The sequence below is a fragment of the Mycoplana ramosa genome, from assembly GCF_041930185.1.
Lineage (GTDB): Bacteria > Pseudomonadota > Alphaproteobacteria > Rhizobiales > Rhizobiaceae > Mycoplana > Mycoplana ramosa.
In genome coordinates this window covers 63,527-89,534 of record NZ_JBHEEW010000017.1, presented here as the reverse complement: position 1 = coordinate 89,534, position 26,008 = coordinate 63,527, and the positions used below count along the sequence as shown (strand labels likewise).

Below are 26,008 nucleotides of genomic sequence, written 5' to 3'. Positions count from 1 at the left end.
CGCTCTCAGATATTGAAGGCGGCCCCGATCAGCGCTTTGGTGTAGGCGTCGCGCGGCGCCTCGAAGATGGCGTCCGTATCGCCTTCCTCGACGATGCGGCCGTCCTTCATGACGATCACATAGTCCGACATCGCCTTCACCACGGAAAGATCGTGGCTGATGAAGATGTAGGAAAGCTTGTGGCTGGCCTGCAGTGTCCGCAGCAGGTCGATCACCTGACCCTGGACCGAGCGATCGAGAGCGGATGTCGGCTCGTCGAGGATGACCAGATGGGGCTTCAGGATCATCGCCCGGGCGATCGCGATGCGCTGGCGCTGGCCGCCGGAGAATTCGTGCGGGTAGCGGTTGCGCGCATCCGGATCGAGGCCGACCTCGGTGAGGGCTGCCACCGCGCGCCGGTCTCGCTCGGCCTTGCTGAGACTCGGCTCGTGCACGAACAGACCCTCGGTGACGATCTCGCCCACCGTCTGCCGTGGAGACAGCGAGCCGTAAGGGTCCTGGAAGACGAGTTGCGTTTCCCGTCGCAACGGCCGCATCCGCGCCCGGTCGAAGCCGGAGATATCCGTTGAGCCGAAACGATAGTAACCCGCGGCTGGAATGAGCCGCAGCAGCGCGCGCCCCAGCGTCGACTTGCCGGAGCCGGATTCCCCGACGATGCCGATCGTCTGTCCCTCGCGCAGTCTCAGCGTAACGCGATCGACGGCGCGAAACACGGAGGAGCGGCTGGAAAAAAGCCCGCCGCCGATCTGATAGTCCACGGTGACGTCACGGCCTTCCAGCACGATGGGTGCCGTTTCGGCCGGCGGCGCCTTGCGGCCGCGCGGCTCGGCCGCGAGCAGCATCTTCGTGTAGTCGGAGGTCGGCCGCTCGAAGATCGTCGCGGTCTCGCCCTGTTCCACGACCTCGCCGCGCCGCATCACCGCAACCCGCTCGGCGAAATGCCGGACGATGCCGAGATCGTGTGTGATCAGCACGATCGCCATGCCGAACCGCTGCTGCAGCATTCGCAGAAGCGAGAGGATCTGCGCCTGGATGGTCACGTCCAGCGCCGTCGTCGGCTCGTCCGCGATCAGGATATCGGGCTCGTTCGCCAAGGCCATGGCGATCATGACGCGCTGGCGCTGGCCACCGGAAAGCTCGTGCGGATAGCTGTCGATCCGCCGCGCCGGCTCGGGGATGCCGACCAGTTCCAGCAGGTCCAGGACGCGCTTGCGCGCGTCTTGGTAGCTGCCGCCGCGGTGGTGAACGAAAGGCTCGGCGATCTGCCTCCCGATCGTGTAAAGCGGATCGAGCGACGTCATCGGCTCCTGGAAGATCATCGTGATCTTGGCGCCGCGCACCTTGTTCAGTTCGGCCGGCGGCAGGCCGATCAGCTCCCTGCCGCGATACTTCGCCGAGCCACCGGCCGTGCCGTTGTTGGCGAGCAGGCCCATGATGCCCATCATGGTCTGGCTCTTGCCCGAACCGGATTCGCCGACCACGGCCAGCGTTTCCCCGGCGCGGACGTCCAGGTCGATGCCCTTGACCGCGTCGACGACACCGTCGGGCGTCGTGAAATTCACACTCAGGTCGCGGATGGCGAGAATGGTTTCGTTGTTGTCTGCCATCTCAGCGGTCCTTGGGGTCGAGCGCGTCGCGCAGCCCGTCGCCGACGAAGTTTAGCGAAAACAGCGTCGCGACGAAGAAGATCGACGGGAAGATCAGCAGCCAGGGCGCCGACTGGATGTTGTTGGCGCCTTCCGAGATCAGCGCCCCCCAGCTCGTCAGCGGCGCCTGGACGCCGAGACCGAGGAAGGAAAGGAAGCTTTCCAGCAGGATCACCTTCGGTACGACGACGGTGACGAAGACGATGACCGGACCGATCGTGTTTGGAATGATGTGGCGGCGGATGATCTGCGCATCGGTCAGACCCAGCGCCTCGGCGGCGCCGACGAACTCGCGCCGCTTCAGCGTCAGCGTCTGGCCGCGCACGATGCGGGCCATGTCCAGCCACTCCACCGCGCCGATCACCAGGAAGATCAGGATGAAGCTGCGGCCGAAGAAGACGACGAGCACGACGACGAGGAAGACGAAGGGCAACGAATAGAGGATTTCGACGAGCCGCATCATCACGTTGTCGACGCGCCCGCCGATATAGCCGGACGTCGCACCGTAGGTCACGCCGATGCCGAGCGAGACGAGGCTCGCCAGCAGCCCGACGGCAATGGATATCTGGCCGCCGAGCATCACGCGGACGAGCAGGTCGCGGCCATTGGAGTCAGTGCCGAACGGGAAATAGTCCCGATTGACCTGTCCGGTCAGCTTCAGGGTGCGCCCTTCGTTTTCCGTGGTCTCGACCTTCGTGTCGCGGAACTCGTTCGCCCGGTCGAAATAGCGCGTCGCGCGGGGATCGATCGGGTCGTTGGCGCTGATGGTCGCGGTGAAGGTCTGGCCGTCGACGGCGAAGCTGTCGAGCTTCACCCGGGCGCGCGCGGCGACACCCTCGATCGCCTCCTGGAGTGTCGACGTGTCCGGTCGCGGCTGCAGGCTCGGTGGAACCGAGACGTAGGAAGGAAACACCTGGTCGTAGGCATGGGGTACGAACAGCGGCCCCACGAAGGAAAACAACGCGATCAGCAACAGCGTCACGCAGCCGGCCATCGCCGCCTTGTTGCGGCGGAAGCGGATGAGGGCGAGCTGGAACAGGCTTCGGCTGACCGTTTTCGGCCTCTCGTGCGTCGGGCTTGCGGCAATGTCAGTCATGGCGAACCCTTGGATCGAGAAGGCCGTAGAGGATATCGACCAGCAGGTTGAAGGCGATGACGAAGATGGCGACGAGGATCACCGTGCCCATCACCAGCGTATAGTCGCGATTGATCGCGCCGAGCACGAAGTAGCGGCCGACGCCGGGAATGGTGAAGATCGTCTCCACCACCGCCGAGCCGGTGAGAAGCGCTGCGGCACAGGGGGCGAGATAGGACACGACCGGCAACAGCGCCCCGCGCATGGCGTGGGTCACGACGACGACGCGCGACGGCAGGCCATAGGCCTTGGCCGTGCGGATGTGGTCCGCGTGCAGCGCCTCGATCATCGAGCCGCGGGTCAGGCGGGCGAACACGGCAAGCTGCGGCAGGGCCAGCGCGATCATGGGCAGGACCAGGAAGCGCAACGAGCCGTCGCCCCAGCCGCCGGCCGGCAGCCACGACAGCACGATTGCGAAAATCAGTGTCAGGACCGGACCGACGACGAAGTTCGGCACCGTCGTTCCAACCGTCGCCAGGGACATGATGGAGAAATCAAGCGCACTGTTCTGCCGCAAGGCCGCGGTCGTGCCCATCAGGACCCCGCCGATCAGCGCGAGCAGCAGCGCATAGAAGCCGAGTTCCATCGAATAGGGCAGGCCCTTGCCGATGAGTTCGGCAACGGTGTTGTCCTTGTAGACATAGCTGGGGCCGAAATCGCCCTTGACGGCATTGGTGAGGTAGGTGGCGTACTGGCGCCAGAGCGGCTGGTCGAGCTGATAGGTCCGCATCAGGTTCTCCATGGTCGTCGGAGGCAGCGGACGCTCGAGATTGAAGGGTCCGCCGGGGGCAAACCGCATCAGAAAGAAGGAAATGGTGACGACGATAAACAGCGTCGGCACCGCGCTCGCCAGGCGGCGCAATACGAAGGACATCATGCCCGTGCTCCTGCGAGGCGGCGCGCGGGGTGCCCTGCGCGCCGCCTCTTCTCGTTACTCGGAAAGGCTCAGGAACCGGCTCAGATGCTGGTTGGCGGCATTGTCGCTCCAGCCCTTGACGCGGCCGGAGACCAGCCAGAGATCGGCCGATGTCATGAACGGAGCGACCGGCTGGTCCCTCATCAGCATCGCCTCGGCTTCGTGCATGACCTTCGAACGGGCGACCGGATCGCGCTCGTCGTAGGACTTCTGCATCAGCGCGTCATATTCCGGGTTCTCGTAGTGGCCGTAGTTGAAGGTCTTGTTGGAGCTCAGGTTGAGCGCCAGGAAGTTCTCGGCGTCGGCATAGTCGGCAGACCAGCCGGCACGCGCGACGTTGAACTTGCCGCCCTCCTGCAGGTAGGCGTAGTGCGAGGACACGTCGAGGTTCACCAGCGAGACATCGGCCTTGAAGGTGTTCTTCCACATGTCGGCGACCGCCGTCGCCACGCGCTCGTGGTTCGGGTTGGTGTTGTAGCGGATCTCGATCTTCAGCGGCTTGCCGCCGTCGCCGTAGCCTGCTTCCTTCATCAGTTCGATCGCCTTGTCCTCGCGATCAAGCTGGGACATGTCGGCAAAGTCGGCCTTGGACGGATCGCCGTAGGTGTCGATGCCCGGGGGAACCATCGAATAGGCCGGGATCTGGGCGCCCGAATAGATCTCCTTCGCCAGGAAGTCGCGGTCGACGGCCATGGAGAGTGCGCGGCGGACACGCACGTCGCTGTAGGGTTCCTGGCGGGTGTCGAAGACGTAGTAGTAGGTCGCCAGTGCCGGGGCGACATGAACCTGGTCGCCATAGGCGCCGCGCAGGCGGTCGATCTGGTCGGCGGAGAAGTTGTAGACGAGGTCCATTTCCTTCGCCTCGAACCGGCGAACGGAGGCGGCCTGATCGTCGATCGGATAGAAGACGACCTTGTCCAGCTTGACGTTGGCAGCATCCCAGTAGTTCGGGTTCTTCTCGACGACGAGGTTGTCGTTCGGGACGTGGCTGACCAGCTTGAACGCGCCGTTCGACACCATCACGCCCGGCTTGACGAAGTCGGTGCCGTTCTTCTCGACGCTGGCCTTGGAGACCGGCAGCGCGGTCTGGTGTGCCAAGAGCTCGAGGAAGAAGGGCGTCGGACGCTCAAGCGTGATCTCGACGGTCTTCTCGTCGATTGCCTTGATGCCGAGCTCCTCGGGCTTCATCTCGCCCTTGTTGACCTTTTCGGCGTTCTTGATCGGGTAGAGGATGTTGGCATAGCCGGCGGCCGTCTTCGGGTCTTCGACGCGCTGGTAGGAGAAGACGAAGTCTTCGGCGGTGACCGGCGAACCGTCGGACCACTTGGCGTCCGCCCGCAGCTTGAACGTGTAGGTCAGGCCATCGTCGGACAGGTCCCAGGTCTCGGCCGCCCCCGGGATGATCTTGCCGGCCGCGTCATAGATCGTCAGGCCCTCATACAGGTCCTTCAGGATGAATTCCTCGATGTTGATCGAGGTGTGCGCCTGGTCGAGCGTCTGCGGTTCACCGGCATTGCCGCGATGGAGGACCGCCTCGGCGAGGGCCGGGCTGCTGCCGAGCAGGACAGCGCCAAGCACAAGTGCCGCGCGAAAGTTGAGAAGACGAGATGCCATGTTTTATTTCCTCCCCATATATTTTGCATCGATATGGCGGAGTGAATTCCAGTTGTTTCGGGAAAGCAAGGGATTTTGCGACGTATATCGCCAATTCTTTGCTTCGATCGGCTCTGGCTAAACGTCCTGATTGCATCGCCGGCGCGGTCCGGTTCAAGCCGTCGCGGACGGCTCGACCACTTCCGCTAAAGGCCAGGGAGAGCTGTCGACGCAAGAAACGGAATGGTCGGCTGTCGTCCGCGTAATATGTGAAAATTGTGGCGGCGGTGATTGCGCCATTTGCTGCGCGCGCTCTTCCGGTCGGCGGCTGTCGGCGCGGAGCCTGTAACCCTGTCGCATGCTACTCTGGGTAGGTCCATCATCTTGGCGGTCGTTTGCCCGTGTGGTACGAGCAAAGATCATACGGCGGGTGGCAAGCGTGTGGAAACGGCCATCATGTCGCAAATCCGCACACCCGATTTGTCGCGCCTTGCCACAAGCGGCGCTTCAAGGCTAACGTCCGCGCAACCAACGCAGGGGAGCATATGGGAATGCGCGTTATTTTTTCCGAGGATCACAAACTGAGGAACGCCAAGACGGAACTCTATGGCGGCGAACTCGTGCCGCCGTTCGAGGCACCGTTCCGCGCGGAATGGATCCTCGCTGCGGTAAAGGAGGCCGGTTTCGACGACGTTGTCGCTCCGGCCCGGCATGGGCTCGAGACGGTGCTCAAGGTTCATGATGCCGGCTACCTCAATTTCCTCGAGACCGCCTGGGACCGCTGGAAGGCCGCCGGCTACAAGGGCGAGGCGATCGCCACTTCCTTTCCTGTCCGCCGCACTTCGCCGCGTATCCCCACCGATATCGAAGGTCAGATCGGCTACTACTGCAATGCCGCCGAAACGGCGATTTCGCCCGGCACCTGGGAAGCCGCGCTTTCATCCATGGCGTCGGCGATCGATGGCGCCGATCTCATCGCCGCCGGCCACAAGGCCGCCTTCTCGCTCTGCCGCCCGCCGGGGCACCACGCCGGCATCGACATGTTCGGCGGCTACTGCTTCATCAACAACGCCGCCGTCGCCGCCCAGCGCCTGCTCGACAAGGGCGCCAAGAAGATCGCGATCCTCGACGTCGATTTCCATCACGGCAACGGCACCCAGGACATCTTCTATGAGCGCGGCGACGTCTTCTTTGCCTCGCTGCATGGTGACCCCGCGGAAGCCTTTCCGCACTTCCTCGGCTATGCGGAGGAAACCGGCAAGGGCGCCGGCGCCGGCACCACGGCGAACTATCCGATGGGCCGCGGCACGCCCTACAGTGTTTGGGGAGAGGCGTTGACGGATTCGCTGAAGCGCATCGCCGCCTTCGGGGCCGAGGCCATCGTCGTCTCGCTCGGCGTCGATACGTTCGAGCAGGATCCGATCTCCTTCTTCAAGCTGACCTCGCCGGACTACATCACGATGGGCCGCACGATCGCCGCCAGCGGGGTGCCGTTGCTCGTGGTGATGGAAGGTGGCTACGGCGTTCCGGAGATCGGACTGAACGTCGCCAACGTGCTGAAGGGTGTGGCAGGCTGACACCGACCCTGTTTATTTGCGCGCCGCTCCCGGTCGGGGGCGGCGGAAGATGGGGACAGTCCGCGGCCCTTCATGTTCCTGCCGCAATCGCAAGTTTGAAGCAGAATCAAGTCAACCGCTCGGGAATCAGGTTTTCATGTACAAGAAGATTGCAATCGTTTCGCTATCCGCCATCTATCTCTCCGCCTGCACCACGACCGATCCCTATACTGGGGAACAGAAGGTTTCCAACACCGCCGGCGGCGCCCTGATCGGCGCGGGCCTCGGTGCTGCGACCGGACTTCTGGTCGGCAACAACCCGGTGCAGCGGCGCAATGCCGCCCTGATCGGTGCTGGCGTCGGCGCGCTCGCCGGCGGCGCGATCGGCAATTACATGGACAACCAGGAAGCCGAGCTTCGCGCGCAGTTGCAGGGCACCGGCGTGTCGGTCACCCGCGCCGGCGACCGCATCATTCTCAACATGCCGTCGAACATCACCTTCGCCACCGACCAGGACCAGATCGTGCCGGGCTTCTATCCGACGCTGGATTCGGTCGCGATCGTTCTGCGCAAGTTCGACAAGTCACTGATCGACGTTGACGGACATACCGACTCCACCGGTTCGGCCGGGTACAATCAGGGGCTCTCGGAGCGGCGCGCCTATTCCGTTGCAAACTATCTCGGCTCGCGCGGCGTCGACCAGCGCCGCATCTCGGCCATGGGCTATGGCAAGGAACGGCCGATTGCCTCCAACGCGTCCGAATCCGGCCGCGCCCAGAACCGCCGCGTCGAAATCTCGATCTCGCCGCTGCGCCAGGGTTGATGACCCCAATCCCGAGGGGCGCATGGACACGTGCGCTCCTCGGTGACTCAAGCCAATTGCGCAAACCCGCTCCCGCGCCTCCCGGAGCGTGTCGTTGCTCCACGCACGCCGCTCCACCCATCAGTTTCATTGAGCATTGAGCTCACCACTATCAATTTGAAGAGCAGCAGCCCCTCCGGTAGAAGGGCCGGGCGGAGGGAGCTGCGATGGATCAAAGGGTAGGGACGAGCGATACGGGAGAAATCGGCACCGCCATGCGCGGAGTGCCGTCCGATCGCGCCAGCTTGTCGAGTGGTGTCGTGTTCTGCCTGCTTTCGATGTCGAGCGTGCAGATTGGGTCGGCGCTCTCAACCGACATGATAGCGGCCTACGGGCCGTTCGCCACAAGCTTCCTGCGCCTCTTGTTCGCCGCACTGATCCTGATGGCGGTGCTGCGCCCGCCGATCCTTTCCTACAGCAGCGCGCAATGGAAAAGCGCGATCCTGCTCGGCATCACCATGGCGGCGATGACGGTCTGCTTCTACGCCGCGATCGAGCGCATTCCGCTTGGCCTTACGGTCGCGATCGAATTTCTCGGACCGCTGGCAGTGGCAAGCTTTGGTCTCATCGGCTGGCGGCTGGCCTTGCCGGCCGCAGCGCTCGTCGGTGTCGTGCTTCTCTGCCACAATGGCGAGAGCTGGAGCATCGATACCGTGGGGCTTTTGCTCGCATCCGGCTCCGGCGTGGGCTGGGGCTGCTACATTATCCTGATGCAGAAGTCTGGACGGCTTTTTTCGGGGCTGGAAGGGCTGGCGATGTCTTTGCTCGTCGCTGCCATCGCATGCGCTCCGGTCGGGCTGCTGCAGGTGCCGAACATGATGTCGCCGACCGTGCTGTCGACGATGCTGGGCTTGGCGATCCTCGTCCCGCTGTTTCCTTATGCCCTGGAAATGATAGCGCTCAGGCGGATGCCGACCACCGCGTTCGGCATCCTCATGAGTCTGGAACCGGCATTCGGCGCACTTTCCGGCTTCCTGATCCTCGGCCAGCCGCTGGCGCCGCTGCAAATGCTCGGCACCGCGCTGGTCGTGGCGGCAAGTGCCGGTGTCACGATTAGCGTGAACCCGGAGCGCGCCTAGAAAAGTCTTAGGCTTGCTTCAGGGCCGGGTCATCATTGGCCGGGTTGTAGAACAGTGACAGCACTAGGCTTCGCGCGATCCGCTCTGCGGTTGCCATGAACCAGGCTTTTGCTTCCTGCGACGGTGCGATGTCGTCCAGCGTTGCGGAAAAGAGGCTCATCCAGACCTGAAACAGCGGCGGATTGATGTTGGCGACCCCCTGGTGCGCCATCACCGGCTTGCCGTCATAGCCGCCATCCTTGAAGGCAACGGCAGACCAGAAGCGTTTCATCCGCTCCATGTGTTCCGGCCATCGGCCGGAGAGGCGCGCGTCGAACACTGGCCCAAGTTCGGGATGAGCGCGCACGCGGCCATAGAAAGTTTCGACGAGCACGGGGATAAATGCGCCGGTCACGCCGATCCGGCCCATCTCGTCCGCGGCTCTGGCGCGGATTTCCTCGAAGTGCGAGCGGCGGTTGTCTGTGGCGCTATCCATCGAGACAAGATAGTCGGAGCGCGCTGACCCGGCAATGGCACACATCGCCGCGGCGTGGCGGTCAGAGCCGGGTGAGGAGTGCCTTGACCCGTTCGAGATGGGCGTCTCTCTTGGCCGCATCGGCACGATCCATGTCGTGCAGCGTCACCATGCGGAAATCGACCTCTTTCGCGCAGAAGGCGGCAATCCCTCTTTTCAAAAGGCGGCGGACAGGGTCGCCCATGTAGAGGCGTGCAACCCACCAGGGCGAGCCGGTGGTGGTGAAGGCCCAGAACAGCTTGATGTTCGACAGGCGCGGGATGATGCGCCCGCCCTTCGGATCGTTGTCGAAGGCGACACCGGGCACGAACACGCGATCGAAGAACCCCTTCAGGATCGCCGGGAAATTGAACCACCACTGCGGGAAGACCAGGACGAGAGCGTCGGCCGCCATCAGCCGTTCGACGAGCGGGGCGGCCGAACCCGGATCGTAGCCCCCGGCGAAGTAGCCCGATCGCTCGCTGTCGCTCAGCCTCGGGTCGAAGTCCTCACGATAGAGATCGAGCAGGTCGACCTCATGGCCGAGGGTTTCGAGTGTCGTGCGGATCGCTGCCGCCACGCCGGCCGCAAAGCTGTCCTCCAGCGGATGGGCAAGAACAAGGAGAAACCGCCTGCGGCTCAAAACAGCGACCCCTGCTTCGGTGCGGCGGGATCGGACGAGGGTTTTGTTGTCTTGCGCTTTGAGGGCGGAGCCCCGACGGGCGGCATGCCGCCAGCCGGCACCTGTGTGCCGGCGACCGCATCGAGCGTGCCGTCGGCGAAGGTGATGGTGATTGCCGCACCCGGGTCGAGTTCGGCCGCCTGCTTGACGGCATGCCCGGCCTCGTCACGGACCAGCGCGTAACCGCGGCTGAGCACGTTCTTGTAGGACAGGGACTGCAGGACACGATCCTGGGCCGAGACCAGCGCCTTGCGGCGGGCAAGGTCGCCGGCCAGCGCCGCGTCGGCACGCAGCGCGAGGCCTCTCAGGCGATCGCGCGCGTGCGCACTGCGCACACCGATGCGGGCGGGCGTGGCCCGCAGTGCGGCGTCGAACGCGGCAAGCCGGGCCCGGTTCTGATCAATGCGGCGCTCGACCACGCGGTCGGCCCGCCGCAGCGCATCGGTCAGCCGCTGGCGCCGCTCGGCAAGGCGGCCGGACAGCAGTTCCGGCCGCAGGTGCGCCGCCGCCCGTTCGAATGCGCGGCGCTTGTTGACAGTGTTCATCTGCAGCCCGCGGCCGAGCCCCGCCGCCGCCTCATCGAAACGGCGGCGCGGCAGCGCCAGCAACTGATCCAGCGACGGCAGCGCCCGGGCCAGCGCGCGCAGGCCCTGGCGACGGGTGTCCATCTGGCGACTGGCCGCTCCTTTCAAGCGCGCAGCCAGCGCCGCAACCGCTGCGTCGAGATCGGCTTTCACCGGCACGGCCATTTCGGCCGCGCCCGTCGGTGTCGGCGCGCGCCGGTCGGCCGCGTGGTCGATCAGCGTCCAGTCCGTCTCGTGCCCGACCGCCGAGATCAGCGGGATCTGGGAGCTTGCGGCCGCACGGACGACAGCCTCGTCGTTGAAGCTCCAAAGGTCCTCCAGGCTTCCGCCGCCGCGCGCCACGATCAGCACGTCCGGGCGGGGGATGACGCCGCCTGCCTCAAATGCGTTGAAGCCACGGATCGCCGCAGCGACCTCCTCGCCCGAGCCATCGCCCTGCACCCTGACGGGCCAGACGAGCACGTGAACCGGAAAGCGGTCGGCGATGCGATGGATGATGTCGCGGATCACGGCGCCGGTCGGCGAGGTGACGACGCCGATGACATGCGGCAGGAAGGGCAGCGGCCGCTTTCGCCCCGCATCGAACAGCCCTTCCGCCGCAAGTTTGCGCCGACGTTCTTCGAGCAGCGCCATGAGCGCGCCGGCGCCGGCAGGTTCGAGCGTCTCGATGACGATCTGGTACTTCGAAGAGCCCGGGAACGTGGTGACCTTCCCGGTCGCGATCACCTCCATCCCCTCCTCGGGGCGGAACTTCAGCTTTGAAAAGCTGCCTTTCCAGATGACGGCGTCGATCCGTGCGCGGTCGTCCTTCAGGCTGAAATAGGCATGCCCGGACGAATGCGGCCCGCGGTAACCGGAAATCTCGCCGCGCACCCGCACCTGGTCGAAAGCCTGTTCGACCGTACGCTTGATCGAGCCGGAAAGCTCGGAAACCGAGTATTCGGCAAGGTTGGTGGGCGAATCACGGTCCGGAAACATGCTCATGGCGCGATCTTACCGCCCCGGCGTCTCGTTGCCAGAGGAAAGACGTGGTTTCACCCGCCCGTTTCCTGTCGGTTCGTATCGCCGGCTTCGGGCAGGACACGATAGATCTGCAGCTGCGATCCGGCGTTCTGCACCTGCTGGAGATAGGGCGGAACATCGCCGGCGGCGAGACGCGCATAGAGTCCCTCCGGCTCGGCCCGCGCAAGGCTGCGAACCTGTCCATTGGACGGGCAGAAGGCCAGCAGCGTCACGCCCGCTCCGCGGAGAAACGCTTCGGCCTGCTTCGGGGCGGACAGGCCGATGTGCAGTTCGGTCAGCATGCCGCCCTGATTGCGATGATAGGGCGCCGAAAGTGCGCGGTGGGGCGTGTAGCGAAGAATCTCCGCGCCGAGGTCGGACGCCGCCGCCACCACGCCGACCGGTTCTGTCGCCAGCACCGCCATCGACCGGCGACTTTCGCAGTCAGACTCGCTTATCGCAGCCATAGATGCCGCGCCCCCGGGCAAACCCTGCCCCGTGACCGTCGTCACCAAAAACCCGGCGATCGCCCACACCGTTGACACCGAAGCAAGCGTGAGCGCCGCGAAGCCAAGGCCGAGCCGCAGGTTCTTCGTATCTGCGTTCGCCCGATTCCGTAGATCAGTAATCGCTAAGGCGAGCGGCGGCATGGCGAGAAGATTGGTGAAGACGTTTCCCCGGACCTGGACCAGCGAGATCGCAAGGGATGTCACGAGCAGCGCCAGGAGGGTGAGATGTGCCTCCATACGGTCGTGCCGAATTGTGCGAAACACGCAAACCACAATCGCAATCAGTCCGGGCAGATAGAACGCGCCCAACCGCTCCGGCTTATAATGCCACTGGCCGAAAATGGACTGGGCTTCGGTGACCGATGACAGCCAGAAGGTAATCAGCATCGGATCGAGGTCGGCGAGGGGGTTGCGCAGGCAGTTCGGTGCGATCAGGATTGCGGCCCCGGCCAAAACGCCTCCCGCAATCGCCAAAGCCGCCAGCCGCGCCCTGCCGCTCCACCCACTTGCGAGGGAGGCAACCAGGAAGAGCGCGGCGCCGCCGTAGGTCGCCAGCGCGTAATAGCCGTAGGACAGGTTGTCGCAAGTGACCTGCCGATAGAGCGCCGGCGGCACCGTGACAAAGAAAGCGATGGTCGCCGTCGCCGCAAACGACATGCCGAACGCGGCGGCGGCCGGGCGATAGATTTCACCATGCCATGCCCAGCGCAGGGCAACGACGATGCAGACGACCGCGACCAACGGCGTCGTCTCCGCGCCGATCGCGATCGCCAGTGCGCAGAGAAGGCCCGCGATTGCGTAGCTTCGTGCACTGTGCCGCGGGTCGACCAGCATCGCTGCGATCATGGCCAGCAGCACAAGCTGAACGTTGTGGTGGTCGATCGCACCCGGCTGGAAACGTCCCATGGACATGACGAAGATCGTCGCCAGCACGAGCGCGGCGTGCATGGTCGCCCGGCCGCCGAGGCGCCAACCGGCAAGGCCGATGCCGCAAAGAACCGGTGCGATCAGCAACAGCGGCCAAGCCGTCAGTGCCGCCGCTTCGGCCCTTTCCGGCGACAGGAACAGGCCGAAGATTTCAATCAGGTTGGCGATCGGCAGGTCTATCAGGCGCGACCAGTGCATCAGCGTGCCGCCTTCGAGGCCGAGGCGATACTGCGTCATGTCGAACCAGTTCTGGCCGGCGAGCAGGTCGCGAACCTGGACCAGGCGCATGACATCGTCATTGTCCGGCCCGACATAGTCGGTCGCAAAGGGCAGCGATATCGCCAGTGCCAGAACTATCGTTGCGAGCGCGTACAATGCCGTCGTTCGAAAGAGCCGCATGGCATTGTCTTCGGTATCGCCAACATCTTCGACTGTAGTTGCCTGCAAGTTTGTCATCCGGCATCCCGGGTCAAGCATTTTTGTCCGCGAAACCTAGCTTTAACCTTCTCAAGAAATAGTAAAGCGCGCGGGGTTTGGCGCGCGCCTGCGGCCTCGCCTATGGCTCATTTCGCGCGGGGGCACGGAATCCACATGACGCAAGATTGGCCAGTGGCGCTGGACGTGGCAGTCCTCCTGCCCTGCTACAACGAAGCGCAGACGATCGGTGCCGTCGTGACCGGGTTCAAGACGTCGCTGCCCGGCGCGCGGATCTATGTCTACGACAACAATTCAACCGACGGCACCGCGCTGCGCGCCCTTCTTGCCGGCGCCACGGTCCTACGCGAACGCCGCCAGGGCAAGGGCAATGTTGTGCGGCGGATGTTCTCGGATATCGACGCTGACATCTACGTCATGGCCGACGGCGACGGAACCTACGCGCCGCAGGACGCGCAGCAACTGATCGACACACTGTTGTCGGAGCGGGCCGACATGGTGGTGGGCACGCGTCGTGGCGTGCATGCCGATGCCGGCAGGCAGGGCCATGCGTTCGGCAACCGGATTTTCAACATCCTCTATCGCAAGCTCTTCGGGACGGATTTCACCGATATCTTCTCCGGCTACCGCGTCTTCTCCCGCCGGTTCGCCAAGAGCTTCCCGGCGCTTTCCGGCGGCTTCGAAATCGAGACGGAGATGTCGGTGCACGCTTCACGGTTGAAGTTGCCGGTTTGCGAGATTGAGCTCGACTACGGCCGCCGTCCGGAGGGCTCACACTCCAAGCTCTCCACCTACCGCGACGGAGGCAAGATCCTCTGGATGTTCGCCATGCTGATGAAGGAGACCAGGCCATTCACCTTCTTCGGCGCGATCAGCGGCGCGGTCATGCTGGCAAGTCTCTGCTTCATGACGCCGGTCCTGACGGAATATTTCGAGACAGGGCTAGTCACGCGCCTGCCGACATGGGTCCTCTCCATGGCGCTGATGATGGTCTCGTTCCTGGTCTTTGCGGCCGGCTTGATCCTCGATTCGCTCGCGCGGGCGCGCAGCGAGCAGTTGCGCATGCACTACATGACCTTGCCGGCCAATGCATGGATGCTTGTCGACCCCCCTCACGGGCAACCGGCCAGCGAGGACAAGCCGGAACAGCCAGACGTCGCGGCCTGACCGCGAAAGGAGACCCATGAATAGGGAAACGACCAATCGGATCCGGTTCGTCATCGAAGACCTGCTGCCGCCGATCCTGCGTGACTCCGCCTTGTTTCGTGCCGCCGCAAAACTTGTCTGGGGCGAGCATATCGTAAAGCTTGCACGCTTTCGCGAGCGCGCGCCGTTCCTGACGGCCGGCGAATATGAGGATCTCTATCGGCATCACCCCCGCGTCCACGCAGGCACCGACAATTCGGCCGCCTGCATTGCGCGCATCGTCGACGCGATCGACGGAACGAGCGTCTGTGATGTCGGCTGCGGAACCGGCGCGCTTCTCAGTTACATTCGCGCGGCCAATCCCGGCCTGACGCGTCTGACAGGCGTCGACTTTGTCGTCGACGATGCCGCCAGGCTTGACGGCCTGGAGTATGTCGCGGCGAAGATCGAGGCGCTACCGTTCGCCGATGGCGAATTCGATACGGTCGTCTGCACGCATGTGATCGAGCACGTCCTTGATTATCGAAAGGCGATTGCCGAGCTGCGCCGCATCGCCCGCAGGCGCCTGATCATTGTGGTGCCGCGCGAGCGCGAGTACCGATATAGCTTTAATCCGCACTTCAACTTCTTTCCCTATACGCATTCCTTCCTGCGCGCCGTGCATCCGGTGCCGCAGACCCACCTGTGCATCGACATCGGCCGTGACATTTTCTATTGCGAGGAACCGGTGCAGCGTGATCTGGAGCAAGCGGCGTGATGCCGGAAAACTATAATTCCGCTCTTTGGATCGGTCTGCTCGGCACACCGCTTCTGATTGCGACGGGCCAGGTTCTGTTCAAGCTGACCAGCGCGACCGCTGGGGAATTCGGTTTACGCGGTCTTTGGCAGGTGCTGTTTAACCCGCTGATGATCACAGCACTCGCCATCTACGGCATCGGCACGATCATATGGATTTTCGTCCTCAAGTCGGTGCCGTTGACGATTGGCTATTCGTTCATGGCGCTGACATTCTGCTTCGTCCCGCTTCTTGCCAGCATCTTTCTTGGAGAGGCGCTGAGCCTTCGCTATTTTGTCGGCGCCCTCCTGATCATTGGCGGGATGATTGTCATCAACAGCTAAGGCCAGGATCAAAACTGGTCGCAGATGGTCCGGAGGGCTTCAGACGTCTGCCCAGCCGGTCTTCTCGCTGGCGCGATAGATCGCGTCGATCAGCTTCTGGTTCGCCACCGAACTCTCGAGGGTTACCACTTCTTCCGCCTCGCCCATCGCCGCCCGCGAAAACGCCTCGACCTCGCGCCTGTACTGGCGGGCGTCCTGATAGCGGAACAATTGCGACTGCGAATGGTTCTGGTTGGTCAGTTCGATCTCTTCGGCACCATAGCGATCGGCGTTGAACGGTGACTTGACCTCGATAAACCCCTGGTCGCCGTGAAAGACCATCACCTGGCGCGCCGCGAGCTGGGTGGAGATGTAGAAGCTCAGCTCGAAGCCGCCAAAATCGGCGCGCACGCTCGAATAGATGTCGGTGCCGAACTCGGGGTCGCGCTCGGTCGTCGCCTGCACGCGCAGCGGCTCCCTGCCGGTGACGAAGCGGGTCGTGATCGTCGGATAGACGCCGATATCCGGCAAGCCGCCGCCGCCGAGTTCGGGAATATTGCGCATGTTGGCCGGGTCGCGGTTGAAATAGGTGAACGCCCCTTGAACGTGCCGGAGCCGCCCGATGGCGCCGTCCTGCAAAAGCTCGCGCACCTTGCGCCAGACCGGGCTGTAGGTGACCATGTAGGCTTCCGACACCAGCACCTTGTTGCGATCGCGCGCGGCAATCAGCGCGTCGATCTCGGCTGCCTTCAGCGCGATCGGCTTTTCGCAGAGGACGTGCTTGCCGGCGTCCGCCGCCTTGATCGTCCATTCGACGTGCTGGGCGGTGGGAAGCGGGATGTAGACCGCATCGATCAGGTCGGAGGCGAGCATTTCTTCATAGGAGCCGAAGGCGTGCGGCACCGAGAAACGATCGGCCATGGCGCGGGCCTTGGAAAGGTCGCGGCTGGCGATCGCGGTCACGACGCAATTCTCCGCGTCCTGGATCGCGGGCACGACGAGTTCGCGGCCGATCTTGGCCGTGGACAGGATACCGAAACGCAGCATGGGCAGATCCTCCTCAAATCCCGGAGCAACCTAATCCCGGGGGCCTGTACCGGGCAAGTGCGGTGGCGGGCAAGAATTCGCCAATGCGCGCGTGCAATCGAGCCGGTGCCGTCCTATGCTCACACCTCCCCCTCCCACCGACTTCGGAGAATCTACATGCAGAAACGTCCCCTTGGCCGTACGGGCCTCGACATCGCGCCGCTCGTCTTCGGCGGCAACGTCTTCGGGTGGACGGCGGACGAGAAGACGTCATTTTCGTTGCTTGACGCCTTCACCGACGCCGGCTTCAACGCCATCGACACCGCCGACGTCTATTCCTCCTGGGCACCCGGCAACAAGGGCGGCGAGTCGGAGACCATCATCGGCAACTGGCTGAAGCGGTCCGGGCGCGCCCGCGACAGCGTCGTGCTGATCACCAAGGTCGGTTCCGACATGGGGCAGGGCCATCGAGATCTGTCGAAAAAATGGATCCTGCAGGAGGTCGAGGCCTCGCTGAAACGGCTCCAGACCGACCATATCGATCTCTATCTCTCGCATTGGCCGGATGAGCGCACCCCCTACGAGGAGACGCTCGAGGCGCATGCCGCGCTGGTCAAGGCCGGCAAGGTGCGCGCCTTCGGCGCCTCCAACCTCGACGCGGCGCAACTGCTGGCCTCGTTCGATGCCGCGGACAAGGCGGGACTGCCGCGCTATGCGGCACTTCAGCCGGAGTACAATCTGTACGATCGCGCGAGCTTCGAAGGGCCGCTGGCCGATCTATGTCGGCAAGAACACATCGGCGTCATTACCTATTATAGCCTCGCGAGCGGGTTCCTGAGCGGAAAGTACCGGTCGCTTGCCGACACGAAAGGCAGCACACGGGGTGGAGGGGTTGCCCGCTATCTGGACGACAAGGGCCTGCGCATCCTCGCCGCACTCGACAAGGTCGGCGCAGAAACGGGCGCCAAGCCCGCCGAGATCGCGCTGGCCTGGCTGATGGCGAAGCCGGCCGTGACCGCACCGATTGCCAGCGCGACGACCCTTGGCCAGTTGGAGAGCCTGGTGAAGTCGGCCGACCTTCAACTCTCTCCCGACCAGATGTCCGCACTCGATGCCGCCGGAGCCTGATCCGTTGCTTTAAAGATCCGTGCCGGCTGACCGGCGGGCCGAGGAGCGCTACCGGCCAATAGCGTGAAAATTTCGCCGGGGCGCAGGTCCGGCTGCCTGCAAAGAAAGCGGGGACTGGTAGAACCAGTCCCCGCTTCGATTTCCTCAATAGAGCATCCGCGTTTTTTAGGCGCGCAATACACCGCCGGTCGCCTTGGCGACATTGGCGACGATCTTTGCCGTCAGCGCCTCAAAATCCTCGTCGGTCAGGGTCTTGTCGGTCGGCTGGATGACGACTTCGATGGCGAGCGACTTCTTGCCCTCGCCGAGCGACGCGCCCTCGAACACGTCGAAGACGTTGACAGCGGTCACCAGCTTGCGGTCGGCGCCGAGGGCGGCGCGCTGCACCGCACCCGCCTCAACCGCCTTGTCGACCACGAAGGCAAAGTCGCGCTTGACCGCCTGGAAAGGCGACAGTTCGAGCGCCGGCTTGGTCCGGGTCGCCTTCTTCTTCGGCTCCGGCATCGCGTCGACGAAGATCTCGAAACCGCAAAGCGCGCCGGAGACGTCGAGGGCGGCCAGCGTCTTCGGATGGAACTCGCCGAAATAGCCGAGCACGATCTTCGGGCCCATCTTGATGGTGCCGGAACGGCCGGGGTGGTACCAGGCGGGGCCGCCGGGCTCGATCTGCACATTGCCCATCGGCAGCCCGCAGGCCTCGATCACGGCGAGCGCATCGGCCTTGGCGTCGAAGACGTCGACCGGCTTGCCGCCGCCCTTGGCCGCATTCGACCAGAGCCGGCCGGCGCCTGCAAGCGAGGCCGTGCCGCGGCGCACACCGCCGGCAACGCGACGCTGGCCTTCCGGCCGGTCGTTCTCATAGGTGCCGGACACTTCGAAGATCGCCACGTCACCGTAGCCCTTGTCGGCATTGCGCTGTGCCGCCGTCAAAAGACCCGGCAGCAGCGACGGCCGCATGTCCGACATGTCGGCTGCGATCGGGTTTGACAGCGCCAGTTCCGGCGCGCCGCCGCCGAAGAGCTCGGCCTGCGCCTTCGGGATGAACGACCAGGTGACGGCCTCCATCATGCCGCGTGAGGCAAGCGCGCGCCTCGCCAGGCGCGAGCGGCTCTGCAGCGTGGTCAGGATCTTGCCGTTGACGCTGTTGTGGCTTGGAAGCGGCGCGGCATGGATGTTGTCGACGCCGTGGATGCGCATGACCTCTTCGACGAGGTCCGCCTTGCCATCGACGTCGGGCCGCCAGGAGGGGACGGAGACCGAGAGCCGTTCGCCGGAGCCGGACACGCCGAAGCCGAGCTTCGTCAGGATATCGCGGCTTTCCTCCGAGGAGACTTGAAGACCGGTCAACCGCTTGACCTCGGAGACCGGGAAATCGACGACTTTCGGCTCGTATCCCTTGTAGCCGACCACGTCCGCCTTGGCGGCGATGCCGCCGCACAGCTCTATCACCAGCTCGGTCGTGCGCTCCAGCCCCGGCACCATGTATTCCGGATCGACGCCGCGCTCGAAGCGGTAGCGGGCATCGGTGATGATGCCGAGCGTGCGGCCGGTCTTGGCTATGTTCATCGGGTCCCACAGCGCCGATTCGATCAGGACGTCGGTGGTGTTCTCGTCGCATCCCGAATGTTCGCCGCCCATGATACCGCCGATCGACTCGACGCCTTCTGCATCGGAAATGACGACGTTGGCCGGCGACAGCGTGTATTCGCGCTGGTCGAGCGCCAGCACCGTCTCGCCTTCCTTGGCGCGGCGGACCGTCAGGTTGCCGTTGACCTTGGCGGCGTCGAAGACGTGCATCGGTCGGCCCTGGTCGAAGGTCATGTAGTTGGTGATGTCGACCAGCGCGTTGATCGGACGCAAACCGATCGCCAGCAGCCGCTGCTGCATCCAGCGCGGGCTCGGGCCGTTCTTCACCCCGCGGACGAGACGCAGCGCGAAGCCGGGGCAGAGATGCGTGTCCTCGCCAAGCTCCAGCGCCACCTTCACCGGTGTCTCGCCTTCGACCTTGAAGGACGGGGGCTTCGGCGATTTCAGGGTGCCGAGACCGGAGGCGGCGAGGTCGCGGGCGATGCCGAAGACGCTGGTGCAGTCCGGGCGGTTCGGCGTCAGGTTGATCTCGATGACCGGATCGTCGAGGCCGGCATAGGCGGCAAAGCTCGCGCCCACCGGCGCATCGGCCGGCAGTTCGATGATGCCGTCGTGATTGTCCGACATCTCGAGCTCTTTTTCCGAGCACATCATGCCACGGCTTTCGACGCCACGGATGTTACCGACGGAAAGGGTGACGTCGATGCCGGGAACGTAGGTGCCGGGGGCAGCAAAGGCGCCGACGAGGCCCTCACGCGCGTTCGGCGCGCCGCAGACGACCTGCACCGGCGACCCGGTGCCGGTATCGACCATCAGCACGCGCAGCTTGTCGGCGTTCGGGTGCTGCTCGGCGGAAACCACCTTGGCGATGACGAAGGGCTTGAACGAGGCCTTGTCGTCGACCTCTTCGACTTCCAGCCCGATCGAGGTCAGGCGTTCGCAGATCTGTTCGAGCGTGGCGTCCGTTTCCAGATGCTCTTTCAGCCAGGAGAGTGTGAATTTCATCGTTTTAGATCCTTACGCGCGCCGCTTACGCACTCAAACCGCCGAACAGGGTCGGCATGTCGAGGGGGCGGAAGCCGTAGTGGTTCATCCAGCGGACATCGGCGTTGAAGAAGTCGCGCAGGTCGGGCATGCCGTATTTCAGCATGGCGATGCGGTCGAGGCCCATGCCCCAGGCAAAGCCCTGGTATTCGTCCGGGTCGAGGCCGCCGGCGCGCAGTACATTCGGATGCACCATGCCGCAGCCGAGGATTTCCATCCAGTCGGTGCCCTCGCCGAACTTGACGATCGGGCCGGAGGAACGATCGCACTGGATGTCGACCTCGAAGGAGGGCTCGGTGAAGGGGAAGAAGGACGGGCGGAAGCGCATCGTCACGCTGTCGACCTCGAAGAAGGCCTTGCAGAATTCCTCCAGCACCCAGCGCATGTTGGCGACGTTCGCGGACTTGTCGATGACGAGACCCTCGACCTGGTGGAACATCGGCGAGTGGGTCGCGTCCGAATCCTGCCGGTAGGTCTTGCCGGGGATGATGATGCGGATCGGCGGCTGCTGCGCCTCCATGGTGCGCACCTGCACCGGAGATGTGTGCGTGCGCAGCACCTTGCGCTCGCCGTTGTCATCCGGCGGGAAGAAGAAGGTGTCGTGCATCTCGCGCGCCGGATGGCCTTCGGGGAAGTTCAGCGCGGTGAAGTTATAGTAGTCGGTCTCGATGTCCGGGCCCTCGGCGATGGAGAAGCCCATGTCGGCGAAGATCGCGGTGATCTCGTCGACGATCTGGCTGATCGGATGGATGCGGCCCCGCTCGGCCGGCGAGGAGCGGACCGGAAGGCTGACGTCGACCGTTTCGGCGGCGAGCCGTGCGGCGATCGCCGCATCGCGCAGTTCGCTCTTGCGGGCGGCGATCGCGTCCGTCAGTTCGTTCTTCAGCGCGTTGATCGAAGCGCCGCGCGTCTGGCGCTCTTCCGGCGTCATCGTGCCGAGCGTCTTCAGGAGTTCGGAGACGGAGCCCTTCTTGCCGAGGGCGGCCACGCGCACGGCTTCGATGGCCGTTTCATCGCCAGCGGCCGCGACGTCCGCCAACAGGGTGTGTTTCAGGGTATCGAGATCGGACATCGTTCAAATCCATTGGCTCAAAGAAAAACCCGCGCCAGCCCTGCCAGCGCGGGTTTCCCAACTTCTATGTACAAAGGCTTGGGAAGCGCTGGTCTTAACGAACCGCGCTTTCAAACTCGTTCGCCGTGCCGGCGTCCTTGAGATATTCAAGGGCCTTCTTCGAAGCTGCAACGAGGGCGCCGAATGCCGCCGGCTCGTGGATCGCCATGTCGGACAGCACCTTGCGGTCGACTTCGATGCCGGCCTTGTTCAGGCCGTCGATGAAGCGGCCGTAGGTCAGGCCGAATTCGCGGACGGCAGCGTTGATGCGCTGGATCCAGAGCGCGCGGAAATTGCGCTTGTTCACCTTGCGGTCGCGGTAGGCGTACTGCTTGGAACGGTCAACCGCGGCCTTGGCGGCGCGGATGGTGTTCTTGCGGCGGCCGTAGAAACCCTTGGCGGCCTTGAGGACCTTCTTGTGCTTGGCGTGGCCGACAGTGCCTCTTTTTACGCGCATGTCATGATCTCCTTAACGTGTCCAATATGCCAGATCAGTCTCAGAGACCGTTCGGCAGGTAGTTCTTGATGACCTTCTTGCCATCGGCTTCGGCCAGCACCATCGTGCCGCGCGCGTCGCGAATGAACTTGTTGGTACGCTTGATCATGCCATGGCGCTTGCCGGCAGCAGCGGCAACGACCTTGCCCGTCGCGGTGATCTTGAACCGCTTCTTGGCAGACGATTTCGTCTTCATCTTGGGCATTTTGCTCTCCATTCTTCTTTGAATTTGAGATGGCTGACGAGGCGCATCTCCAGCGTAAAGAACGGCCACGGCATGCCCTGCCGGACCGTTCGGACGGGGGCTTGTAACCGAACTGCCCGAAAAGCGCAACCGGGGAATCGGGCGAGCGAGGAGAAGCGGCGCTTCAGACAGGGATGCGGCTCCGCTTTGGCGTAACTGCCGCCGGAAAGGCGACCGCCGCCCGCAGCCCGCCGAGCGGCGATCGATCGAGCCTCAGGTCGGCGCCATAGGCCTTGGCGATGTCCGCACTGATCGCCAGTCCGAGCCCGGTTCCGGCGGCCGGCCCGTCGGCCTGCGGCGGGAGCTGGGCACCCCGTCTCAGGAGCAGGGCGCGATCGCTGTCGGCAATGCCCGGTCCATCATCCTCGATTGCCACCACGATGGACGCGCCGTCCGCCTGTGCCGAGAGCCGAATGCGCGCGCGCGCCCATTTTGCAGCGTTGTCGAGCAGATTGCCGAGGCATTCGGCGAGATCCGCCGGATCCACGTCGATCGACAGGGCGGGATCGATATCGACGTCCCAGTCGATGCCACGCGCGCCCGTCACCGGTCGCAGCACGTTGACGAGCTTTCCCCCAAGGCTCATCACCGAGGTGGTTGCCATCTGTTCGACTCCCATTCGGGCCGCCTGCAGCTGCCGATCGGCGCGCTGTCTGATCAGTTCCACCTGCTGCAGGGCCAGCGCGCGGTCCTCGCTCGGAAGATTTTCGGCGAGACTCGAGAGCACCGTCAGCGGCGTCTTCAGACCGTGGGCGAGGTCACTGGCGCGGGCCCGGGCGCGTTCGATGGCCGTCTCCCGCTCGGCAAGCAGCAGATTGATTTCGGCGACAAGCGGTTGCACCTCGCTGGGGCCCGCCGTGCCAAAATCCCGCTCCCGCCCCGACCGCACCAGCGCAGCCCGCTCCCGCAGCCGCCGCAGCGGCATCAGGCCGATCGCGCCCTGTAACAGCGCGGCGGCGGCGAGCACGCTGGCTGTGGCCAGCAGCATTTGCCGTAAGCTCCCGTGAAAGGCGCCAAGGGCATCGTCCAATTCCTTTCTCGCGAATGCGGCCTGAACAACGAATCGCGTCGTGGAAGGCCCTTCACCGAGTGTAAGGGGCTGATTTTGAACCAGGATCTGCTCGCCGTCAGGCCCTTCGGCGATCGCGAAACTCTCGTAGTGATCGGACTGCCCGGCATCAATCGGGATAATTGTGTCCCAGAGCGAGCGCGAGCGTATGACATCGCCAGTGACGGGAGAAACCTGCCAGTAGCGGCCGCCCGCCGGCAGGGCAAAGCGTGGGTCGGGCGGCTCGCGCTCCAGTGTGATCCTGCCGTTTTCCAGCGCCAACTGTGCTGCGACCGTATCGACGATTGCTGTCATCTCGCTGCGGTAGTGCCCCACCACATAGTCGGTAAACAGCCGGCTGAGCAGCAACCACAGCACCAGCAGAACCAGGCCGATTGCGACGACCGCTCCTGTTGCCAGCGTCAGTCGCAGCGACCTCATGCACGATCGTCCGGCAAGCAATAGCCGAAGCCTCGCCGCGTCTCGATGGCACCGCTCTCGGTCTTGCGCCGCAATCTCGCGATCATGGCCTCGACGGCGTTCTTGGCCGCATCATCGTCACGTCCCTGCACGTGGCCCGCCAACCTCAGTTGCGAGATCACCTGGCCGCGGTGCTCGATGAGATAGGCGATCATGCGGTACTCCAGCGGGCTGAGGTCCAGCGGCAGGCCATCGAAGCTGACACGCCTGGTCGCCTCGTCGAGGGTAAAGCGACCGGCGGCCTTGATTGGCTGAAGGTAGGGCGCGGCGCGGCGTAGAAGCGCCCTCAACCGCGCGAGAAGCTCCTCCGTGCGGAATGGCTTGGGCAGGTAGTCGTCCGCGCCGGCGTCGAAGCCGTCGACGCGCTCCATCCACGAGCCGCGGGCCGTCAGCACCAGGACTGGCGTGGCGACCCCTGACTGGCGCCAGCGCTTCAAGATGGACAGGCCGTCCATTCCAGGCAGGCCGAGGTCGAGTATGATCGCCGAATACGCACCGCTCTCCCCTCGTTCCCAGATCTCCGGACCATGTGAGAGCGTGTCGACGCCATATCCCTCTGCTTCAAGCTTCGCCGCGACGTGCACGGCAATATTTCGGTCGTCCTCGGCCACCAGAATGCGCATATCCAATCTCAGAATCCGAAAAAGTTGATGAGCTTGCCCGTGCTGGCGTCGATCCGGTAGTCGCGGATGGTTCCCCCGCCGTCGCGTGTCTTCAGCCGATACACATCGCGCCCGCCATATCGCTTCAGATCAACCGCGATCACGGTGCCATAGCGCCGCTCGTCGACAAGCCGAAGGACATCCTTCAAGGGGAGCACACGCCCCTCCTGGACCGCGGCACGGGCACGCTCCTGATCGCTGCGATTGCGCCCGTCGCGGCGCGACCGATTGCCGTTCGATCCGGCATCATCGTCGTCCTTGCCGTCGTTGTCGTCGCGATCGTCCTTGTTGCCATCATCCCGGTCGTCACGATCATCCCCGTCATCGCCGTCTCGACCATGGCCACTGTGATCATCGTTGCCGCTCTTGCCGTCGTACCGGTCGTCGCCACCGCCACCACCGTCATCACCCCTATCCGATCGGTCTCCGCCGTCGCGGGCAAACGCGTCGATACCGCGGGCCGGCGGCGCAAGCGACAAGGCCGAGGACCAGCACATGAGAGCCAAGAGTTCGCGACGCGTCATCGACATTGATCACCCAATTGCGCCCGCCACTTCTGCGGCGGGTATGTCAGTACCCCGCAATTGTCGGGCCGCGTCAAGGTTTTCTCCGGCGGGCGGCCGTTCCGGCATCCCTTTTTGACGCTGGATCGCCCCCCGCGTCAACGAACGCAGGGGGCGAATGCGAAGAGGCATCCTTCCTTGACCGTGATCGACGGGCCTCCTCGCGACCGGCGCGGTGCGGGGCGTTGACCGTGCCGGATTGCTGGCGCCGATCAGTTTGCCGGTCGGATCGATACCTTCTCGATCGGGCCGGGCTTGCGGCGGATATCGGAGCGATGCGGCTGGACGCTGACGATGCGCGTGCCGTGCTCGTACTCGATCTCGACCTCCAGCACGCGACCGAGATTGTCGACGGCGATCAGGGAACCGTTGAGAAGGCCCTTCAGGCTGCGGTTCGAGACCTTGAGTTGGGCCTCGTACCGATCGTCACCGTTCTTGTCGGTGTCGTCGGCGCGGTCATCGTCACCGTCGTTACGGTCGTCTTCGGCATGGTTGCGGCCGTGGCCGTCACCGTCGTCATCGCCCTGGCGGTCGTCGTCCTGATCGTTGTCGTGACCATCATCATCGTTTCGACCATGATCACGGCCGCTGCGATCGTCGCCATCGTCATCGTCCCGGTCGTGCCCGCTGCGACCATCGCCATCGCGATCGCCGTTGTCGCGCCCCCCGTGGTCGTCGCCGCCACGATCGCCGCCATCATCATCATCATTGGCAAGAGCCACCGCGGAAAGCGGATGGTGCGGGGCGAGCGCGAAGATCGACGCGCCGACAGGCCCGCCGACGACGCCGCATATGCCGACCGTGGTAACCAACAAAGCCTTGCGAAGCGTAGAATGCATGAAACCGTCTCCTGATCTTGATGATGTCAGGAGTGTGCCAGAGGCAAGCTGAGAGACCGCTGAGAGCGTCTGTCAGCATTCTGTCAGGGAGGTGCCTGATGGCTTTGGCCGAAACGA

The 26,008-nt window shown here is 64.2% G+C and carries 24 protein-coding genes; 8 read left to right on the top strand and 16 right to left on the bottom strand.

The features are described 5' to 3' along the window. Nucleotides 1-5: 5 nt before the first annotated feature. Genes JNC62_RS19430 through JNC62_RS19415 form a run of 4 tightly spaced genes read right to left on the bottom strand, consistent with a single transcriptional unit; the run spans nucleotide 6 to nucleotide 5,311 of the window. Complete coding sequence (locus tag JNC62_RS19430; RefSeq protein ID WP_374840954.1) at nucleotides 6-1,607, bottom strand: ABC transporter ATP-binding protein; 1,602 nt, start codon at nucleotides 1,605-1,607, stop codon at nucleotides 6-8. A 1-nt stretch (nucleotide 1,608) separates the two neighbouring features. After that, nucleotides 1,609-2,742 carry an ABC transporter permease gene (locus tag JNC62_RS19425; protein ID WP_374840952.1) on the bottom strand — a complete coding sequence of 378 codons (1,134 nt, stop codon included), beginning with the start codon at nucleotides 2,740-2,742 and terminating at the stop codon, nucleotides 1,609-1,611. Next, complete coding sequence (gene oppB / locus JNC62_RS19420) at nucleotides 2,735-3,658, bottom strand: oligopeptide ABC transporter permease OppB (protein ID WP_374840950.1); 924 nt, start codon at nucleotides 3,656-3,658, stop codon at nucleotides 2,735-2,737. Before oppB ends, JNC62_RS19425 begins: the two co-directional genes overlap by 8 nt. A 54-nt stretch (nucleotides 3,659-3,712) precedes the next feature. Further along, the gene (locus JNC62_RS19415; RefSeq protein ID WP_374840948.1) at nucleotides 3,713-5,311 is read right to left on the bottom strand and encodes a peptide ABC transporter substrate-binding protein; all 1,599 of its coding nucleotides are present in this window, start codon (nucleotides 5,309-5,311) and stop codon (nucleotides 3,713-3,715) included. 530 nt (nucleotides 5,312-5,841) lie between these two features. Between JNC62_RS19415 and JNC62_RS19410 the strand changes: the two genes are divergently transcribed. The 3 genes from JNC62_RS19410 (at nucleotide 5,842) to JNC62_RS19400 (ending at nucleotide 8,787) form a co-directional block, all read left to right on the top strand. Continuing rightward, complete coding sequence (locus JNC62_RS19410; protein ID WP_374840946.1) at nucleotides 5,842-6,867, top strand: histone deacetylase family protein; 1,026 nt, start codon at nucleotides 5,842-5,844, stop codon at nucleotides 6,865-6,867. 136 nt (nucleotides 6,868-7,003) lie between these two features. Continuing rightward, nucleotides 7,004-7,669 (top strand): YiaD family glycine zipper/OmpA-like lipoprotein, encoded by a 666-nt coding sequence (locus JNC62_RS19405; protein ID WP_374840945.1) that lies wholly within the window; start codon nucleotides 7,004-7,006, stop codon nucleotides 7,667-7,669. 206 nt (nucleotides 7,670-7,875) lie between these two features. Continuing rightward, nucleotides 7,876-8,787, top strand: coding sequence for an EamA family transporter (locus tag JNC62_RS19400; RefSeq protein WP_374840943.1), 912 nt, complete (start codon nucleotides 7,876-7,878; stop codon nucleotides 8,785-8,787). A gap of 7 nt (nucleotides 8,788-8,794) precedes the next feature. On the opposite strand, the gene JNC62_RS19395 is transcribed toward JNC62_RS19400, so the two are convergent. From JNC62_RS19395 to JNC62_RS19380, 4 genes are all read right to left on the bottom strand, one after another. Next, the gene (locus JNC62_RS19395) at nucleotides 8,795-9,262 is read right to left on the bottom strand and encodes a group III truncated hemoglobin (protein ID WP_374840941.1); all 468 of its coding nucleotides are present in this window, start codon (nucleotides 9,260-9,262) and stop codon (nucleotides 8,795-8,797) included. A gap of 61 nt (nucleotides 9,263-9,323) precedes the next feature. Continuing rightward, nucleotides 9,324-9,923 carry an NAD(P)H-dependent oxidoreductase gene (locus tag JNC62_RS19390; RefSeq protein WP_374840939.1) on the bottom strand — a complete coding sequence of 200 codons (600 nt, stop codon included), beginning with the start codon at nucleotides 9,921-9,923 and terminating at the stop codon, nucleotides 9,324-9,326. After that, nucleotides 9,920-11,530 carry an exodeoxyribonuclease VII large subunit gene (gene xseA / locus JNC62_RS19385; RefSeq protein WP_374840938.1) on the bottom strand — a complete coding sequence of 537 codons (1,611 nt, stop codon included), beginning with the start codon at nucleotides 11,528-11,530 and terminating at the stop codon, nucleotides 9,920-9,922. Before xseA ends, JNC62_RS19390 begins: the two co-directional genes overlap by 4 nt. A gap of 50 nt (nucleotides 11,531-11,580) precedes the next feature. Further along, on the bottom strand, nucleotides 11,581-13,440 hold the full coding sequence (locus JNC62_RS19380; RefSeq protein WP_374840936.1) for a hypothetical protein: 1,860 nt from the start codon (nucleotides 13,438-13,440) through the stop codon (nucleotides 11,581-11,583). Between the two features lie 135 nt (nucleotides 13,441-13,575). Here JNC62_RS19380 and JNC62_RS19375 point away from each other — a divergent pair, with 135 nt between their 5' ends. Genes JNC62_RS19375 through JNC62_RS19365 form a run of 3 tightly spaced genes read left to right on the top strand, consistent with a single transcriptional unit; the run spans nucleotide 13,576 to nucleotide 15,684 of the window. Continuing rightward, the gene (locus JNC62_RS19375; RefSeq protein ID WP_374840934.1) at nucleotides 13,576-14,586 is read left to right on the top strand and encodes a glycosyltransferase; all 1,011 of its coding nucleotides are present in this window, start codon (nucleotides 13,576-13,578) and stop codon (nucleotides 14,584-14,586) included. 16 nt (nucleotides 14,587-14,602) lie between these two features. Further along, entirely contained in the window at nucleotides 14,603-15,322 is a 720-nt protein-coding gene (locus JNC62_RS19370) for a class I SAM-dependent methyltransferase (protein WP_374840932.1), read from the top strand. Continuing rightward, the gene (locus tag JNC62_RS19365) at nucleotides 15,322-15,684 is read left to right on the top strand and encodes a DMT family transporter (protein ID WP_374840930.1); all 363 of its coding nucleotides are present in this window, start codon (nucleotides 15,322-15,324) and stop codon (nucleotides 15,682-15,684) included. The genes JNC62_RS19370 and JNC62_RS19365 overlap by 1 nt, the downstream gene beginning before the upstream one ends. A gap of 39 nt (nucleotides 15,685-15,723) precedes the next feature. Here the strand turns inward: JNC62_RS19365 and JNC62_RS19360 are convergent, their stop codons facing one another. After that, nucleotides 15,724-16,710: a Gfo/Idh/MocA family protein gene (locus JNC62_RS19360; protein ID WP_374840928.1), complete on the bottom strand. Its 987-nt coding sequence runs from the start codon at nucleotides 16,708-16,710 to the stop codon at nucleotides 15,724-15,726. Nucleotides 16,711-16,866: 156 nt separating this feature from the next. Between JNC62_RS19360 and JNC62_RS19355 the strand changes: the two genes are divergently transcribed. Then, nucleotides 16,867-17,817, top strand: a complete 951-nt coding sequence (locus tag JNC62_RS19355; protein WP_374840926.1) for an aldo/keto reductase — start codon at nucleotides 16,867-16,869, stop codon at nucleotides 17,815-17,817. 165 nt (nucleotides 17,818-17,982) lie between these two features. On the opposite strand, the gene pheT is transcribed toward JNC62_RS19355, so the two are convergent. From pheT to JNC62_RS19320, 7 genes are all read right to left on the bottom strand, one after another. Continuing rightward, complete coding sequence (gene pheT, locus JNC62_RS19350; RefSeq protein WP_374840924.1) at nucleotides 17,983-20,409, bottom strand: phenylalanine--tRNA ligase subunit beta; 2,427 nt, start codon at nucleotides 20,407-20,409, stop codon at nucleotides 17,983-17,985. Nucleotides 20,410-20,434: 25 nt separating this feature from the next. Beyond that, the gene (gene pheS, locus JNC62_RS19345) at nucleotides 20,435-21,520 is read right to left on the bottom strand and encodes a phenylalanine--tRNA ligase subunit alpha (protein WP_374840922.1); all 1,086 of its coding nucleotides are present in this window, start codon (nucleotides 21,518-21,520) and stop codon (nucleotides 20,435-20,437) included. Between the two features lie 94 nt (nucleotides 21,521-21,614). After that, nucleotides 21,615-22,016, bottom strand: a complete 402-nt coding sequence (gene rplT, locus JNC62_RS19340) for a 50S ribosomal protein L20 (protein WP_310412525.1) — start codon at nucleotides 22,014-22,016, stop codon at nucleotides 21,615-21,617. 40 nt (nucleotides 22,017-22,056) lie between these two features. Further along, nucleotides 22,057-22,260 (bottom strand): 50S ribosomal protein L35, encoded by a 204-nt coding sequence (rpmI, locus tag JNC62_RS19335; protein WP_108001508.1) that lies wholly within the window; start codon nucleotides 22,258-22,260, stop codon nucleotides 22,057-22,059. A 163-nt stretch (nucleotides 22,261-22,423) separates the two neighbouring features. After that, nucleotides 22,424-23,788: a sensor histidine kinase gene (locus JNC62_RS19330; protein ID WP_374840920.1), complete on the bottom strand. Its 1,365-nt coding sequence runs from the start codon at nucleotides 23,786-23,788 to the stop codon at nucleotides 22,424-22,426. Then, entirely contained in the window at nucleotides 23,785-24,450 is a 666-nt protein-coding gene (locus JNC62_RS19325; RefSeq protein WP_374841030.1) for a response regulator transcription factor, read from the bottom strand. Before JNC62_RS19325 ends, JNC62_RS19330 begins: the two co-directional genes overlap by 4 nt. Nucleotides 24,451-24,458: 8 nt before the next feature. Then, a complete protein-coding gene (locus tag JNC62_RS19320; protein WP_374840918.1) occupies nucleotides 24,459-25,013 on the bottom strand; it encodes a PepSY domain-containing protein in 555 nt (184 codons plus the stop codon). A 314-nt stretch (nucleotides 25,014-25,327) separates the two neighbouring features. Between JNC62_RS19320 and JNC62_RS19315 the strand changes: the two genes are divergently transcribed. Continuing rightward, nucleotides 25,328-25,906 (top strand): hypothetical protein, encoded by a 579-nt coding sequence (locus tag JNC62_RS19315; protein WP_374840916.1) that lies wholly within the window; start codon nucleotides 25,328-25,330, stop codon nucleotides 25,904-25,906. The last annotated feature ends 102 nt before the right edge of the window (nucleotides 25,907-26,008 follow it).

Excerpts from the sequence above, each read along its gene's own strand:
- JNC62_RS19430 (WP_374840954.1), bottom strand. The coding sequence starts at position 1,607 with ATGGCAGACAACAACGAAACCATTCTCGCCATCCGCGACCTGAGTGTG.
- JNC62_RS19425 (WP_374840952.1), bottom strand. The coding sequence starts at position 2,742 with ATGACTGACATTGCCGCAAGCCCGACGCACGAGAGGCCGAAAACGGTC.
- oppB (WP_374840950.1), bottom strand. The coding sequence starts at position 3,658 with ATGATGTCCTTCGTATTGCGCCGCCTGGCGAGCGCGGTGCCGACGCTG.
- JNC62_RS19415 (WP_374840948.1), bottom strand. The coding sequence starts at position 5,311 with ATGGCATCTCGTCTTCTCAACTTTCGCGCGGCACTTGTGCTTGGCGCT.
- JNC62_RS19410 (WP_374840946.1), top strand. The coding sequence starts at position 5,842 with ATGCGCGTTATTTTTTCCGAGGATCACAAACTGAGGAACGCCAAGACG.
- JNC62_RS19405 (WP_374840945.1), top strand. The coding sequence starts at position 7,004 with ATGTACAAGAAGATTGCAATCGTTTCGCTATCCGCCATCTATCTCTCC.
- JNC62_RS19400 (WP_374840943.1), top strand. The coding sequence starts at position 7,876 with ATGGATCAAAGGGTAGGGACGAGCGATACGGGAGAAATCGGCACCGCC.
- JNC62_RS19395 (WP_374840941.1), bottom strand. The coding sequence starts at position 9,262 with ATGGATAGCGCCACAGACAACCGCCGCTCGCACTTCGAGGAAATCCGC.
- xseA (WP_374840938.1), bottom strand. The coding sequence starts at position 11,530 with ATGAGCATGTTTCCGGACCGTGATTCGCCCACCAACCTTGCCGAATAC.
- JNC62_RS19380 (WP_374840936.1), bottom strand. The coding sequence starts at position 13,440 with ATGACAAACTTGCAGGCAACTACAGTCGAAGATGTTGGCGATACCGAA.
- JNC62_RS19375 (WP_374840934.1), top strand. The coding sequence starts at position 13,576 with ATGACGCAAGATTGGCCAGTGGCGCTGGACGTGGCAGTCCTCCTGCCC.
- JNC62_RS19370 (WP_374840932.1), top strand. The coding sequence starts at position 14,603 with ATGAATAGGGAAACGACCAATCGGATCCGGTTCGTCATCGAAGACCTG.
- JNC62_RS19365 (WP_374840930.1), top strand. The coding sequence starts at position 15,322 with ATGCCGGAAAACTATAATTCCGCTCTTTGGATCGGTCTGCTCGGCACA.
- JNC62_RS19360 (WP_374840928.1), bottom strand. The coding sequence starts at position 16,710 with ATGCTGCGTTTCGGTATCCTGTCCACGGCCAAGATCGGCCGCGAACTC.
- JNC62_RS19355 (WP_374840926.1), top strand. The coding sequence starts at position 16,867 with ATGCAGAAACGTCCCCTTGGCCGTACGGGCCTCGACATCGCGCCGCTC.
- pheT (WP_374840924.1), bottom strand. The coding sequence starts at position 20,409 with ATGAAATTCACACTCTCCTGGCTGAAAGAGCATCTGGAAACGGACGCC.
- pheS (WP_374840922.1), bottom strand. The coding sequence starts at position 21,520 with ATGTCCGATCTCGATACCCTGAAACACACCCTGTTGGCGGACGTCGCG.
- rplT (WP_310412525.1), bottom strand. The coding sequence starts at position 22,016 with ATGCGCGTAAAAAGAGGCACTGTCGGCCACGCCAAGCACAAGAAGGTC.
- rpmI (WP_108001508.1), bottom strand. The coding sequence starts at position 22,260 with ATGCCCAAGATGAAGACGAAATCGTCTGCCAAGAAGCGGTTCAAGATC.
- JNC62_RS19330 (WP_374840920.1), bottom strand. The coding sequence starts at position 23,788 with ATGAGGTCGCTGCGACTGACGCTGGCAACAGGAGCGGTCGTCGCAATC.
- JNC62_RS19325 (WP_374841030.1), bottom strand. The coding sequence starts at position 24,450 with ATGCGCATTCTGGTGGCCGAGGACGACCGAAATATTGCCGTGCACGTC.
- JNC62_RS19320 (WP_374840918.1), bottom strand. The coding sequence starts at position 25,013 with ATGACGCGTCGCGAACTCTTGGCTCTCATGTGCTGGTCCTCGGCCTTG.
- JNC62_RS19315 (WP_374840916.1), top strand. The coding sequence starts at position 25,328 with ATGCGGCTGGACGCTGACGATGCGCGTGCCGTGCTCGTACTCGATCTC.